The following is a 13,236-nucleotide window of genomic DNA, read 5'->3' on the forward strand; positions in this document are numbered from 1 at the left end:
GTGCGCAAGTCAACAAATGAACGCGTCGGAGATAGCCGTGCATGCCCAATATTCGTGGGACAAATGGTGACGACGATATCGAAGTCACCGGCGACGAAGGTACGCTGAACGGTACGCCCCAGGGCACGCCCATTGATGATATTCGCGCCCGTGGCGGTGACGATGAGATTACGATTGTAAGCAGTACTATTTCCGGGAGTGTACGCGGCAACGCCGGAAACGATGAAATCACCGTGTTCAACGCCCAGATCGATGGGCAGATCAATGCGGGTCGCGATGCGGATACCGTCACGGTTTTTGACGTAGGCGTCGGCAATATCCGTTTGGGGCAGGGCAATGACACCCTGAACTTTATCCGAACCCAAGTCACCGGGGATGTTCAGGGCGGCGGCGGGCAGGACGCGCTGAACCTTCCGGTGGGCACAGTTGTAACCGACGCAAATTTCGGAACGTTCACCGTTGTTGTCGGGCAATCCTATTCGCTTTCCAGCGGCAGCTTCGAATTGCCCTCAGGGATCGTGGTCAACTATAGCGGGTTTGAATCCGGCACAGGGTTTTTGTGCTTTACCCGCGATACAGTAATTCAGGCACAACGTGGTCCGGTTCTTATTCAGGATCTCCGACAGGGGGATATGATCCCAACGCAGGGCAACGGGATGCAACCGATCCGCTGGATCGGGCGCCGTAAATTTGACTCGGTGGCATTGGCGGGCGACGCGAAACGTCGCCCCGTCCGAATATTGGCAGGCGCGATGGGCAATGGGTTGCCCAAACGGGATCTGTTGGTGTCACGGCAGCACAGAATGCTGGTGCAGTCGCAAATCGCAGAACGGATGTTTGGCGAGCCCGAAGTTCTGATTCCGGCGATAAAACTGACCGCGCTGCCAGGGATATTCGTTGATGCTACGGTGGACAGTGTCGAATATTACCACCTGCTTTTTGACCGGCACGAGGTTATCTTTGCCGAAAACGCCCCAAGCGAAAGCCTGTTTACCGGGCCTGAGGCGCTTAAGACCCTTAGCCCGGAAGCGCGGCGTGAGATATTCGATATCTTTCCGGAATTGGCGGATGTGAACCACAATCCCAACCCGGCCCGGTACATCCCCAAAGGCCCCCAACAAGCGCGCCTCGTGGCTCGGCACCTGAAGAATGAAAAGCCACCGCTGCAGGGCTATGACGTATAGGGGAACGCCACTCGGATGTTTTAATCCCCAAAAAGCAGTCATGTTGAACCCCGCACTGAATGCATGACTGAATGAAATAACCCGGTCAGGCAGGCGATTCTGGTCAAAAAAGGGCAGTTGAAGATTGCAGCAATGTCGGATTTTTGATGGAAATCGACTGCGTGCCACGCTTTTCAATCCAGGTCAGGCTCGCTTGTATGTCACCTTTCGCCACCGGGTGTCTGATCCGGGACAGTTTTCGGAACCGCGACCGGCGGCAACTTTAATACAGGCGGGATATGCGCATTTGCATGTGCAGGCTCGGCTGAATGATTGGTATATAAACTCTGAAACACCCGAACTTGAGGCCTGCCTGTCGCGGCTGACCCAGGGAATGGAACATGTCGCGGCGATGGGCTTTTCAATGGGTGGTTACGCCGGTCTTCGCTTGGCGCGAGCGCTAAACTTGAAATCTCTTCTTGCTGTTTCACCGCAGTTCTCAATTTCTGAAGAACACGTGCCATTTGACCCGCGTTTCAAAAAATGGGCGACAGACTTCGATCCTGATCTTGGGGCGCTGCCGAGTCGCTTTTATCCTGTACGCGGCCTCATTCTGGTTGATCCGTTCAACCGCGCCGATTTTCTGAATGCCCGCATGACCCAGGAGGCCTTTCCCGCAATGAAAATCGTAAGGCTTTGCTTCACTGGTCATCCTGCGACCAAAGTTATAAGGCAAACCGGTGGATATGGCAGGCTACAGAATATGTTGCTTCGTCAGCGGTTGTCACCGGAAAGAATGGTCCGTGTGCATCGTACTGCGCGACTAAAAAGCCGCCGGTACTGGGCGCGTCTGGCGGCCGCAGCGGCAAAAACAGGTCGCCCAGAGTTGGAAAATCGCGCCCTGAAACGGCCGGGAGAATTAAATGAAAACTTGGTGCTGTGAATCATTGGCATATGGCTTGACCCCGTCTGTGATTCCCACTACACGCATCCAACCAGTTTTCGGGCGCGACTTCGGGTTGTGCCCCTTGTGATTTGGCCGAGGGTGTAATGCCTGGCCTCCAGAAACAAAGGAAGAAACCATGTCGCGCCGTTGCGAACTGACCGGAAAAGGCCCGATGACTGGCAACAATGTCAGCCATGCCAAAAACAGAACTCGTCGTCGTTTTCTGCCCAACCTGAACGACGTTACGCTGCAGTCGGAAACGCTGGGCCGTGGCGTCAAGCTGCGCATCTCGGCGGCTGCCCTGCGTTCGGTGGACCACCGTGGTGGTCTGGACGCGTTCCTGGCGAAAGCCAAGGACGATGAGCTGTCCAACAACGCATTGAAAGTGAAAAAGGAAATCGCCAAGGCGCAAGCTTCGGCCTAAGACCTTTTTCCTGCGAGAATTCAGGCCCTGTACCTTTTGGTGCAGGGTTTTTTCGTTTTGTGCAGAGTGCTGTTCTCAATTTGGAATTAAATTTCCGCGTTGGGTGAAATTGTTCACATACCGTTTGCTCTACCCGTATTATGTTTAGGCATATTCATCTGGCGGAGTTCAACCTCATGTCGTTCAAATCATTACCTTCTTTCTCCCTACTGGCCGACTTTTTCGGCAAAACGTTTGGGGCATGTCTGCGGATGCAGCGTCGGGTGAATCGGCTGCATACGAGCCTGACAAAAGGGTCCGTCAAGCGCCCGGAACCGGATCGCTGACATTGTCCTCCCGGCCCTGGGCTTTAAGCGTGTCTGATTGCGCTTGAAGCCCGTTTTGTCTCTGGCCTATATCGGGGACAGGATGAAACCCGTTCTGAACAAAGTTCTGCCGTTTGTGCTGTCGCTGCTGGTCGTTTTGACCGGGCAGGGCGTTGCTGCATCGCGCGGTGTGGACCGGGCGGTGGGGCATATGGTGCTGTGTACCGGATCTGGTCCGGTCGTGGTCTATATGGATGCCGAAGGGCAGCCGACAAAGGCCCCGCACTTCTGTCCGGATTATGCGTTGAACCTGTTGGGCGCGGTGAGCATTGACGAACCGTCCTTGCCGGTTGCGCCGGACACCGATCGACCCATGCCATCGCGTATCGCGGAGAATCTGATCGCTCTGCCTATACCGTCACAGCCAGCCCGGGCACCTCCTGCAAGTGTTTGATTCATTATCAATTCTTATCAAACACCAAACTACAGGAGAGGCGCTATGTCACTCACATCCAGACTGCTGACCACCCTTGCCGCCGCAACTATTGCTACGGCTGCTTTTGCGCAGGACACGATCACCGTCGATGACGCTTATGCCCGATCATCGGGTAAAACAGCCAAAGCTGGCGCAGCCTTCATGATGATCCAGAACACCGGCGCGACCGATGATCGTTTGATCGGCGTGGAATCCGACGCTGCGGCTCGGGTCGAGTTGCACACCCATATTGTCGACGAAAACGGCGTTGCCAAGATGACCCATGTCGAAGAAGGCTTTGTCATACCCGCCGGTGAAATGCACATGCTGAAGCGTGGTGGCGATCACGTGATGTTCATGGGCCTGACAGCCCCGTTTGAACAGGATGCAATGGTTCCCGTTACGTTGATCTTCGAGACAGCAGGCGAGGTCGAGATCAAGATTCCGGTGGATTTGGTGCGTAAGGACACCGGCGGTCACGGTTCGCATTCGAACTAGGGCTACGCCTGAACTCGGGCCGCGCTGCGGCCGTCATCCATGCGTCAGGCCGGGAAATTCCCGGCCTTTTGTCGTTGTAGAAAAGGTTCAGCGGTTGACCACCCGCATCGCTACGCGGTCATGGGCGCGTTTGAAGCGCATGGCCAGCCAGAGCATTACTGCGGCAAAGGCCAGCGCCGAGAAAGCAATCGCCCAGCCGAGCGCCACCATGCCGCTGCCCGGCCAGAACATCAAAACAAGGCCGATCAACAGCGCGACAATGCCGGAGTTGCGCATGGTGGATGCGTCCGGATGTGCATCGGGCAATTGCCGCCACACCATCAGCGAGCCTATCCCGACAATCAAAGCCCAGGCTCCCAGCAGGAAGAACGCGAGGCGCGCGACGCCTTCCGGCCAGATCAGCAGGATCAGTCCGATCAGAAGCGCCCCGATGCCGAAACCGCCAATCAGGCCACGTCGACCAAACCCCAGCAGCGTCAGGCCACCATCGAGGACCAGCAGCAGGCCCACCAGACGGATCAGCAAAGAGATGCTGCCCGTCGGCCAGAATAACGCTGCGATCCCGAGCGCACCGGCCAGGATTCCGCGCAGCAAGAATGTCCACCACAGGTCCGTTAGCTGATCACCGAGGGCGCCACGTGTGTCGAGGCTGTCATCATCAAGGATTTCACCTTGTTGGTTTTTTGGGTCTGTCATGGGGACCTCTCGGGTTGTTAGGGCACTAGTATAGCAAGGAAATTCGCCTCTTGTCTGCGGGTTTCGCCCTATTGCGATTTTAGGATCTGATCGACCCAGCGCGGAATGGTTTCTGTTGCGGGGCCAAGTATGACTTCGTCGAAACTGGATGCGCCGGTCGACGGCTCGAGGTTCAGTTCGACAGTTCTTGCACCGGACATCATGGCCTCGTGCACGAAAGCCGCGGCGGGATAGACCTGACCCGAAGTGCCAATGGCGGCAAAGATGCTTGTGCCTGCCAGATGATCATAGATGGCGTCCATGTGATAAGGCATCTCACCAAACCACACCACATCCGGACGCGCAGTGGGGGCTACGCAGGCAGGGCAGGGCTCGCCCACGGCCATCTCGGGCGGCGCCGTCCAGCGGTGGCCGCAGGCCGCGCAAAGCGCGCCCGCCAGCGTTCCATGCATGTGGATCACGTTTTGCGCGCCACCGGCCTCGTGCAGGCTGTCGACGTTTTGTGTGACGATCACAACCTCGCCGGGCCAGTCCTGCTGTAGTCGGGCAAGTGCATCGTGGGCCGCGTTAGGTTGCGCCTCGGCGGCCTGTACGCGGCGGGCATTGTAAAACCCGTGCACCAGCGCGGGATCACGCGCGAACCCTTCGGGCGTGGCAACGTCTTCGATCCGGTGTTGGGCCCACAAACCGCCCTCGTCGCGGAACGTGCCCAACCCGCTTTCGGCGGAAATCCCGGCCCCTGTCAGAATGACGATCTTTTCCATCTTGGCCCTTCGCGTTACACCGTGGTTCATGACCCACCGTATCTTGTTCGTCTGTCTGGGCAATATCTGCCGTTCTCCCGCCGCCGAGGGCGCCTTTCGCGCCCGTGCGCCGCATCACGCTACCGATAGTGCCGGGACTTCTGGCTGGCACATTGGTGACCCACCTTATGGGCCGATGCAAATGGCAGCTCTGTCGCGTGGCATAAAACTGGATGATTTGCGGGCGCGCCAATTTGTGCCCGCGGATTTCGACAGGTTCGATTTGATTATCGGGATGGATGCCGACAACCTCGCGGATATTGAGGCATTGAGGCCAGCTGGGAACGAAACCCCAGTGCGTCTGCTGACGGATTTTGCGCCTCATATCGGCACAGACCACGTCCCGGACCCATACTATACCCGTGACTTCGATGGAGCATTGGATCTAATCGAGGCAGCGGTCGAAGGTCTCGACACGCATCTACGCGGCTAGTTCATCAACTTTAGGCGGTTGTTCAGCCATGGCAATTGCGCAAGGGCCGGGTCAACAATCTGGCTGCCCATTAGGCGGCGCATCATGCCTGCGACTTCTTGCGGAACCTGACCTGACCAGTCGGTGCGGGTGAACAAGGAAATCGTCCGCGACACATCTCCGATCGGGGCAGGGTGCGCCTCAAGCCCGTCATGGAATCGCGCCGCCCGCATGTAGCCCAGCGGCGTCGTGATCGCCCAGCCGAGGCCGCGCGCGACCATTGCCATCAACGCCAGATGAGAACCGATTTCGAACCGTTCTTCAAATTCCAGCTGCTGGCGCGCCAGATGGGCCTCAATCTGGCGGCTGATCAACTGCTCGCGGGCATAGCGTAGGAAGGGCAGATCCTGCATGGCGTTTTCGGCCCCTTTGGGCGTCACCAGAATGAAGGGATCGCGCACCAGCGGGTACTCGACCACGCCTTCCAGCACCTCGCCGCTATGGGCTGACACCACAAGCTGAAGGCGCTGCGCCTCAAGTTCTTCGAACAGGTCAAGACTGGGCAGTGTGATCAGTTTGAACTTTGACCGCGTCAGACTTTCGGCCAACAGAGTGGCCAGTCGCGGGGTCAGGTCATTGTCGAAATCGTCAATCAGGCCGACAGACAGGGTTGCAAGGTGCCCCAGGTCCATCACAGTCAGCTCGCTTTGGGCCATCTGCAGTTCGGCCAGAACAGCCTGCGCGCGGGCCAGAAAGCTGCGCCCAGCCTGGGTCAGGCGCATCGGGCGCCGTGCGTGATCCACCAAATCGGTGCCCACTGCCTTTTCCAGATTGCGTAACTGCTGGGACACTGACGGCTGGCTAAGCCCTGTGATCTCGGCGGCTTGCGCTACCGATCCGGTCCGCGCCAACGCCTCGAACACTTCGAGGCCGCGCAGGGTCAGCCCTTTCATAACCATCAGATATCCCTTTCGCTGCGCCTTTCTGGGGCGCAGTTCGGGTCAGGTCAAGGATTGATCAGCCTAGTTGCAGATCGCCTGCGCCATCTGACCAAAGTTCCGATACCGGTCCCACAGCGCATCGTCGCGCGCCGTCTGTGACATCTTGAGCTCTTGGGCCTGATGCGGGTCGCGGAACCACTTGGCAACGGTCTTCTGATCACTGCGGGTCAACGCCTGATTGGCCACCCGCTGAATGCAACTACACCGATCCCGCGTCGCCGCCGACCGGTCAGACGCCAGACACGCCCGTTTGATCTGCGCCGCCTCTGCGACCGGAGCCACCGCCGTCAGCGACGTGGCACAGAATGCGATTAAGAGGAACTTTTTCATGCTCATGCCTCATGTTTGCCTGCCCGGAGGGGTCTTATGCCCCTCTCGGTCTTCGCAGGAGTATGAATCAAACGGGGAAAGGGATCAATCAAACGTTGAGAAAAAGTGATTGCACGGTTTGCGAATGTCGCGTTGTCTAACCCGACTTTGCTTAGAAACCCCTCATGAGACCACTATGCTTAAGAAATACGGACGCACATTTCACTTGCCGCAATCTCCTGGCGCCACGAGTGATGACAAAATCATGTCTAGCGTTGCCGTGTTAGAGATGGCTGACGAAGTGGTGTTCACTGAAAAGATGGACGGTGAGAATACCACGATCCACAGCCTAGGCTGTCACCCCCGCAGCCTCGACGCGAGATATCATCCGTCGCGAGATTGGATGAAGGCATTTGCAGCCGGTATAGCGCCTCTACTTGCCGAGGATGAACGAATTGTGGGCGAGTATTTGTTCGCGCGTCATTCCATCACTTATTCAGAGCTGCCGACATATTTTCTGGGATTTGCTTGGATCAAGGCTGAGGAAGTTCAACCTTGGGACGCGACGCTTTCGCGCTTTGTCGAACTTGGGGTCACAGCGGTTCCTGAACTTTATCGCGGGCGGTTTTCGGCACAGATCGCAAAGGATGTAATTGCGGGTCTCGATCTCGAAAAACAAGAGGGGTTTGTCGTTCGCACCACTGGGGCCTTCAAGGAAGAAGACATGCCCATACACCTTGCTAAATACGTACGTGAGGGCCATGTGCAAAGCGAGACGCATTGGATGAATGCAGCGCTGGTCAAAAACGGTTTGGTCTGACTGGGCCGAGAGCTTGGGAACAAAGGGTTTCGCAGCATGTTGACCCACCTTGACCACAGCCCAATTCCGACGCATATCCCCAACCCATGACAGACCTCGCTCATATCCGCAATTTCTCCATCGTCGCGCATATCGACCATGGCAAATCCACCCTTGCTGACCGGCTCATCCAAGAGACCGGAACGGTCAAGGATCGCGACATGAAGGAACAGCTGCTCGACAGCATGGATATCGAGCGCGAGCGCGGCATCACAATCAAGGCCAACACGGTCCGCATCGACTATACCGCCGACAATGGCGAGCAATACGTGCTAAACCTGATCGACACACCCGGCCACGTGGACTTTGCCTATGAGGTCTCGCGCTCCATGCGCGCGGTCGAAGGCTCACTGCTGGTTGTGGACTCGACCCAAGGTGTCGAGGCGCAGACTCTGGCGAACGTCTATCAGGCCATTGATGCGGATCATGAGATCGTGCCGGTACTAAACAAGATCGACCTGCCGGCGTCCGACTGTGACCGCGTGGCCGAACAGATCGAGGATGTGATCGGCATCGACGCGTCTGAGGCCATTCAGGTCAGCGCCAAAACCGGGCAGGGCATCCACGAAACGCTGGAATCTATCGTCACCCACTTGCCTGCGCCGCAGGGCAATCTCGACGCGCCGCTCAAAGCGATGCTGGTCGACAGTTGGTACGACGCCTATCTCGGCGTCATCGTTCTGGTCCGCATTATGGACGGCACGCTGAAAAAGGGCATGCGGGTCAAGTTCATGTCGAACAACACCCTGCACCATGTGGACCGCGTTGGCGTGTTCCGCCCTGAGATGGAGATGGTCGACAGCCTCGGCCCCGGTGAGATCGGCTTTCTCACCGCATCAATCAAACAGGTCCGCGACACTCGCGTTGGCGACACCATCACCAATGACCGCAACGGGACCGAAGAGGCTCTGACAGGCTTCAAACCCGCGCAGCCGGTGGTCTTCTGTGGCCTCTTCCCCGTGGACAGTTCCGAATTCGAGGACCTGCGTGATGCGATCGACAAGCTGGCCCTCAACGACGCCAGCTTCAGCTTTGAAATGGAAACCTCGGCAGCACTTGGCTTTGGCTTCCGCTGTGGCTTCCTCGGCCTGCTGCACCTTGAGGTCATCCGAGACCGCATCGAACGCGAATATGATATCGAGCTCATCACCACCGCGCCGTCGGTGATCTATCACGTCTACATGAAAGACGGCGAGATGATCGAGCTGCACAACCCCGCCGACATGCCCGATCCCTCCAAGGTCGATCATATCGAGGAGCCGCGCATCAAGGCGACCATCCTTGTGCCGGACGAATTCCTCGGTGACGTGCTGAAACTCTGTCAGGACCGTCGCGGCATTCAGCTGGACCTGACCTATGCGGGCAGCCGCGCGATGGTCGTCTATGATCTGCCGCTGAACGAGGTTGTCTTCGACTTTTACGACCGCCTGAAATCGGTGACCAAGGGCTATGCCTCGTTCGACTATCAGATGACCGGCTATACCGAGGATAATCTGGTCAAGATGTCGGTGCTGGTGAATGACGAACCGGTCGATGCGCTGTCGACCATGGTTCACCGCGACCGGGCCGAGATGCGGGGCCGGGCGATGTGCGAAAAGCTCAAGGACCTGATCCCGCGCCACATGTTCAAAATCCCGATTCAGGCCGCCATCGGAGGCAAGGTCATCGCCCGCGAGACCCTCTCGGCGCTGCGCAAGGACGTGACTGCGAAGTGTTACGGAGGCGACGCCACGCGGAAACGCAAACTGCTGGACAAGCAGAAGGCGGGTAAGAAGAAGATGCGCCAGTTCGGGAAGGTCGATATCCCGCAGGAGGCGTTTATTTCGGCGTTGAAGATGGATGGGTGACGCGATGCCTGAATTTCGTTGCCCTATTTGGGGAACAAAAGCGGAGCCTCGCATAAGCCACGGCGACTATAGTGAACTTGTGTCTTTCCGAGCCGGGGGCCATTACAAGATAACTGGCACCGCTCTTGCGATGATACGAAGCTGGGGTAACGATAAGGATCAAGAAAGAGCCGCGTTGTCTCAGGCAATCTTGGAAGCAAACATCAATGGTGGTGTTTTTCCTATCACTTCTGATGATCTTCAGGAGGGTTCTAGCGTCCTTAAGGCACGGACTCACCGAGAGAACCTGAATCTATTTTTAAAAGCAGCAGCACATCGGGCTCCGATCTTAGGCGAGTCTATATTCACTCACGGCATTAACCACTACGATCCAAATTGGGACTACATTGTTGCTTTAGCTTGGCAGGAAATTCGGCCCGATGAGAGGTTTGAACCCTTTGTTTTGGAATACCTTGATTATGCCGCAAGGCGTGGCTTAGCTCGCATCGAAAAAGATGAATGCTACCTGACCCTCGAAGGCTATGAATTCATCGAAGGCTTGGGAATAAGTAGTAATTCCGGGGACTCAATTTTCGTTGCGATGTGGTTCGGAAGCGCTGAGGTAAATTCATTCTATGAGAATGCGGTGAAACCCGCGATCGAAGGTGCTGGCTATAATTGTGTCAGGATTGATCAAACTCATCATAATGAGCGGATCGATGAGATGATTCTGGCTGAAATACGCAAGTCAAAAGCCGTACTAGTTGATGTGACTTGTGGTCTTGCTAAGCCGTTAGACTGGTCGAACTCAGATACGGTCGGAGCACCAAGAGGCGGCGTCTATTTTGAAGCTGGTTTCGCTGTGGGATTGGAGCGTCCAATAATCTGGTGTGTGCAACAAGAAGTTGCTGACACAGAAAACGTCGTTCATTTCGATGTCAGGCAATACAACCAAATTCGATGGAAGAAAGATCACGAAAGCAACAGAGAATTGATCAAAGCAAGAATAGAAGCCACACTTGGACGCGGGAACGCATTTCCACATTCTAGCTAAGGACTAGTTGTTTAAGCTGTACTTGGTCCTCAAACCACATATCAATCCTCCTGCCCGGCGGCACCGCCGGGTCGCGCCGACCCGCCCCTGTTAAACCGAAGGTTTGCCTCCGGCAAAACGGGCTGCGCGCTTGCGCCACCCCTCGGGTCAGTCGCGGCCCTTAGGACTTAGATATCTGTGACTAGCCGCTGACAAATCACCTCATTAGGTTGTCGCTATGACAATGAACTATCGAACTATCTTGGAGCGTTGGCCCGTCGCGACGATTGGCCTGACATTTCTTTCCTACTTTGTTTTGCAAAGCATTGCGGACCACACTTTCCGCGCCTTTGATCAGCAGGAATTTAACCCCGGTTGGGTACTGTTTCTCATTGTTGGTGGCTGGGGATTCTACAGCATGTTTCACATAGTCTTTTATCTAATTCGAACGTTTAAGTAGCATCGTATCAGTGGTTTATCAGTCGTCCATCTAACACCTGTGACCAACCTCACAGCTTCAACTTCGCCCACCTGCTAATGTTGACGCGACGGCAACCTCGGCAGGAGGCCCACATGTCCACATCGCTCATCCCTCTCATCGCCCTCGGGTCGGCGGGTCTCTATTCCGTTGCCATGATCTCGATGAAGTTCTGGTGGAAACTCCCCGGAGTGGGTCTTGGCCTGCTGATCGTCGCGACCTTGCTGGCCGGGGCCACGCTGGAACTTGCCGCGCTGCGCGAAGAACGGCTGGGCATCATCTATACCGGCATTCTGGGGGCCGAGGTTGTTCTGATCGCCATCGCCTCATTCTTTCTGTTCGGCGAAAACTTTTCATATCGCGAGGCGGCAGGCATCGGTCTGGTGATCCTTGGCACCGCGCTGGCCTGGGCATAAGGCAAACATTACCGGATTGTGAAGTTTCCCTCAGGTAAGTTGCAACCCGCGCATTCCCTTCCAATCTGTTCAACAGGCCAGCAACGGCCCTGAACTTTGGAGGAGAGCCCATGACCAGATATATGACTGCCGGAGCAGCCGCTCTGGCCACGAGCCTTACCCTTGCCACGGCCTCGATGGCCGAGACCACACCTGATCTGCGCGGTGCCTGGACAGGCACCTATACCAAGGTTTCGCCGTCTCGGGTGACCACCGGCGATGCGCCGCGCTTTCATCAGGGAGAGTGGCTGCTGGATATCCAGCAGCAGCAGGACAACTTGTTCTGGGGGCCCAGCATGTGGCGACCAGATGCTGGAACAGATTGGCGCGTGTTTGACGCCACCGGCACCATCAGTCTGGATGGGTCAGGCACCATCGGCATCGTCGAAAGCTCGGCCGATCCGCAGGTGGGTGTGAACGCGCTGGTGGATGCGCGTTATCAGGACGGCAAGATTTACGCGGATTTCCGTAGCCTGCGTCGCGGGACAACGTACAGCGTTGTACTCGAACGTCAGGTGAACTGAAGCGTCTCCGGCCCGATCGGCTTTAGGGGGTACAGGGAGCACTGAGGTGCCGCGCGTATTAGGTAAACTCGGTTGGGTCGGAACGTTTCTCAAATACGGATACAGCGTCTCCTCAGGGGGGACGGGTCGGGCGGCATCTTGGTTGCAAGCGACAGGGTCCTGAACACACGGTGCCGGATTGCGGCGTTCCCCGGCATATGTGGTTTAGGGTCTCGCGAACCTTCAGCGCGGCTTAGCTTGTGGTCTGAGAGCCGTCCGGCCCCAGTTTCTCTGAACATCTCTGGCCAGGCAATGGTAAGCGCGGATCCGTCTGATTCGATGCTCTGCGGCTGTGAATACCCGCAATCGGCAACGAAATGGCCTTTGCGGGTGCAGAAAGTCAGGAAAATCGAGTCATTTCGTCGAATTCAGCGTTTTCCATTGCCAAGACCGCACGGCGTTTCGATTTCCGGAGTTATCCACAATTTTCTCCCGGCGGATATCAACACTTTATCCCCGTCTAATTCTCATGCTGCAGTGCTATTTTCTTGTCGGAACATGACCCGGATGTAACAGTTCTATTACCGCAACGGTTCTTAGGAACCAGGGTGGGACGCAAAGACCAAAGGGGGTCGAGGCAATAAGGGCAAGTCTTAGGATTAGCTTTTATATGCAGAGGCTTACCGGTGGATGGTCAGTTGAATTGGGTGTCAGACCCGGGTCAGATGATCAGACTCTCAGAAGGTCGATGCGTGCTGCAAAGCATCTTAGGATGCCGAGCAGCGGCCGTGGCCTGTAACAGGGTCTGGGCAACTGGATCGTGGCGTCCCTCGGATGCATCGACCCGGCAAGGCGTCAGGAGTATCCGCAAGGGTACATGCATGGACCGCGTCTGCGCACCTGACGCCTTTTCTTTTTCTCTGGTTTTTCCAGGCTGCCACTCTGCCCCTGCAAAACGGGAACGGGGTTCTTGTGGATGCACAAGAACCCCGAAGTGTCAGATATGCAATGCCGCGTCTATGCACCTGTGCCAAGGAGTGTAACTTGGTT

General features: G+C 56.5%; 15 protein-coding genes. 11 read left to right on the forward strand and 4 right to left on the reverse strand.

Annotation, left to right across the window (positions count from 1 at the left end; all coding sequences use genetic code 11):
* Positions 1 to 41 precede the first annotated feature (41 nt).
* The 5 genes from AC2FGC_RS12125 to AC2FGC_RS12145 all read left to right on the forward strand — a co-directional run bounded on the left by AC2FGC_RS12125 (position 42) and on the right by AC2FGC_RS12145 (position 3,811).
* Positions 42 to 1,184 carry a Hint domain-containing protein gene (locus AC2FGC_RS12125; RefSeq protein ID WP_496782449.1) on the forward strand — a complete coding sequence of 381 codons (1,143 nt, stop codon included), beginning with the start codon at positions 42 to 44 and terminating at the stop codon, positions 1,182 to 1,184.
* 193 nt (positions 1,185 to 1,377) lie between these two features.
* Positions 1,378 to 2,106 carry an alpha/beta hydrolase gene (locus AC2FGC_RS12130; RefSeq protein WP_496782451.1) on the forward strand — a complete coding sequence of 243 codons (729 nt, stop codon included), beginning with the start codon at positions 1,378 to 1,380 and terminating at the stop codon, positions 2,104 to 2,106.
* 139 nt (positions 2,107 to 2,245) lie between these two features.
* Positions 2,246 to 2,533 carry a 50S ribosomal protein L28 gene (gene rpmB / locus AC2FGC_RS12135; protein WP_058272217.1) on the forward strand — a complete coding sequence of 96 codons (288 nt, stop codon included), beginning with the start codon at positions 2,246 to 2,248 and terminating at the stop codon, positions 2,531 to 2,533.
* A gap of 363 nt (positions 2,534 to 2,896) precedes the next feature.
* Positions 2,897 to 3,292, forward strand: a complete 396-nt coding sequence (locus AC2FGC_RS12140; RefSeq protein WP_496782453.1) for a hypothetical protein — start codon at positions 2,897 to 2,899, stop codon at positions 3,290 to 3,292.
* 45 nt (positions 3,293 to 3,337) lie between these two features.
* Complete coding sequence (locus AC2FGC_RS12145; protein ID WP_496726046.1) at positions 3,338 to 3,811, forward strand: copper chaperone PCu(A)C; 474 nt, start codon at positions 3,338 to 3,340, stop codon at positions 3,809 to 3,811.
* Between the two features lie 87 nt (positions 3,812 to 3,898).
* Here the strand turns inward: AC2FGC_RS12145 and AC2FGC_RS12150 are convergent, their stop codons facing one another.
* On the reverse strand, positions 3,899 to 4,507 hold the full coding sequence (locus AC2FGC_RS12150) for an HdeD family acid-resistance protein (RefSeq protein ID WP_496726047.1): 609 nt from the start codon (positions 4,505 to 4,507) through the stop codon (positions 3,899 to 3,901).
* Positions 4,508 to 4,575: 68 nt separating this feature from the next.
* A complete protein-coding gene (locus tag AC2FGC_RS12155; RefSeq protein WP_496726048.1) occupies positions 4,576 to 5,271 on the reverse strand; it encodes an NAD-dependent deacylase in 696 nt (231 codons plus the stop codon).
* A 28-nt stretch (positions 5,272 to 5,299) separates the two neighbouring features.
* Between AC2FGC_RS12155 and AC2FGC_RS12160 the strand changes: the two genes are divergently transcribed.
* Positions 5,300 to 5,743, forward strand: a complete 444-nt coding sequence (locus tag AC2FGC_RS12160) for a low molecular weight protein-tyrosine-phosphatase (RefSeq protein ID WP_496726154.1) — start codon at positions 5,300 to 5,302, stop codon at positions 5,741 to 5,743.
* On the opposite strand, the gene AC2FGC_RS12165 is transcribed toward AC2FGC_RS12160, so the two are convergent.
* Complete coding sequence (locus AC2FGC_RS12165) at positions 5,740 to 6,681, reverse strand: LysR family transcriptional regulator (RefSeq protein WP_282119981.1); 942 nt, start codon at positions 6,679 to 6,681, stop codon at positions 5,740 to 5,742. The genes AC2FGC_RS12160 and AC2FGC_RS12165 overlap by 4 nt on opposite strands.
* Positions 6,682 to 6,744: 63 nt before the next feature.
* Complete coding sequence (locus AC2FGC_RS12170) at positions 6,745 to 7,053, reverse strand: hypothetical protein (protein WP_496726049.1); 309 nt, start codon at positions 7,051 to 7,053, stop codon at positions 6,745 to 6,747.
* Between the two features lie 244 nt (positions 7,054 to 7,297).
* Between AC2FGC_RS12170 and AC2FGC_RS12175 the strand changes: the two genes are divergently transcribed.
* The 5 genes from AC2FGC_RS12175 (at position 7,298) to AC2FGC_RS12195 (ending at position 12,207) form a co-directional block, all read left to right on the forward strand.
* Positions 7,298 to 7,852, forward strand: a complete 555-nt coding sequence (locus AC2FGC_RS12175; protein ID WP_496726050.1) for an RNA ligase family protein — start codon at positions 7,298 to 7,300, stop codon at positions 7,850 to 7,852.
* Between the two features lie 86 nt (positions 7,853 to 7,938).
* Entirely contained in the window at positions 7,939 to 9,738 is a 1,800-nt protein-coding gene (gene lepA, locus AC2FGC_RS12180) for a translation elongation factor 4 (protein WP_496782455.1), read from the forward strand.
* Positions 9,731 to 10,771 carry a hypothetical protein gene (locus tag AC2FGC_RS12185; RefSeq protein ID WP_496782457.1) on the forward strand — a complete coding sequence of 347 codons (1,041 nt, stop codon included), beginning with the start codon at positions 9,731 to 9,733 and terminating at the stop codon, positions 10,769 to 10,771. The genes lepA and AC2FGC_RS12185 overlap by 8 nt, the downstream gene beginning before the upstream one ends.
* 552 nt (positions 10,772 to 11,323) lie before the next feature.
* Positions 11,324 to 11,644, forward strand: coding sequence for a hypothetical protein (locus AC2FGC_RS12190; RefSeq protein WP_496782458.1), 321 nt, complete (start codon positions 11,324 to 11,326; stop codon positions 11,642 to 11,644).
* A gap of 110 nt (positions 11,645 to 11,754) precedes the next feature.
* The gene (locus AC2FGC_RS12195) at positions 11,755 to 12,207 is read left to right on the forward strand and encodes a hypothetical protein (RefSeq protein ID WP_261307800.1); all 453 of its coding nucleotides are present in this window, start codon (positions 11,755 to 11,757) and stop codon (positions 12,205 to 12,207) included.
* Positions 12,208 to 13,236 lie beyond the last annotated feature (1,029 nt).

This window comes from Ruegeria sp. CDSC054 (genome assembly GCF_059610645.1).

What these genes read in the sequence shown, in the direction of transcription:
- lepA (WP_496782455.1), top strand. Translation starts at nt 7,939, where the DNA reads ATGACAGACCTCGCTCATATCCGCAATTTCTCCATCGTCGCGCATATC.
- AC2FGC_RS12170 (WP_496726049.1), bottom strand. Translation starts at nt 7,053, where the DNA reads ATGAAAAAGTTCCTCTTAATCGCATTCTGTGCCACGTCGCTGACGGCG.
- AC2FGC_RS12165 (WP_282119981.1), bottom strand. Translation starts at nt 6,681, where the DNA reads ATGGTTATGAAAGGGCTGACCCTGCGCGGCCTCGAAGTGTTCGAGGCG.
- AC2FGC_RS12195 (WP_261307800.1), top strand. Translation starts at nt 11,755, where the DNA reads ATGACCAGATATATGACTGCCGGAGCAGCCGCTCTGGCCACGAGCCTT.
- AC2FGC_RS12145 (WP_496726046.1), top strand. Translation starts at nt 3,338, where the DNA reads ATGTCACTCACATCCAGACTGCTGACCACCCTTGCCGCCGCAACTATT.
- AC2FGC_RS12125 (WP_496782449.1), top strand. Translation starts at nt 42, where the DNA reads ATGCCCAATATTCGTGGGACAAATGGTGACGACGATATCGAAGTCACC.
- rpmB (WP_058272217.1), top strand. Translation starts at nt 2,246, where the DNA reads ATGTCGCGCCGTTGCGAACTGACCGGAAAAGGCCCGATGACTGGCAAC.
- AC2FGC_RS12160 (WP_496726154.1), top strand. Translation starts at nt 5,300, where the DNA reads ATGACCCACCGTATCTTGTTCGTCTGTCTGGGCAATATCTGCCGTTCT.
- AC2FGC_RS12175 (WP_496726050.1), top strand. Translation starts at nt 7,298, where the DNA reads ATGTCTAGCGTTGCCGTGTTAGAGATGGCTGACGAAGTGGTGTTCACT.
- AC2FGC_RS12185 (WP_496782457.1), top strand. Translation starts at nt 9,731, where the DNA reads ATGGGTGACGCGATGCCTGAATTTCGTTGCCCTATTTGGGGAACAAAA.
- AC2FGC_RS12150 (WP_496726047.1), bottom strand. Translation starts at nt 4,507, where the DNA reads ATGACAGACCCAAAAAACCAACAAGGTGAAATCCTTGATGATGACAGC.
- AC2FGC_RS12155 (WP_496726048.1), bottom strand. Translation starts at nt 5,271, where the DNA reads ATGGAAAAGATCGTCATTCTGACAGGGGCCGGGATTTCCGCCGAAAGC.
- AC2FGC_RS12190 (WP_496782458.1), top strand. Translation starts at nt 11,324, where the DNA reads ATGTCCACATCGCTCATCCCTCTCATCGCCCTCGGGTCGGCGGGTCTC.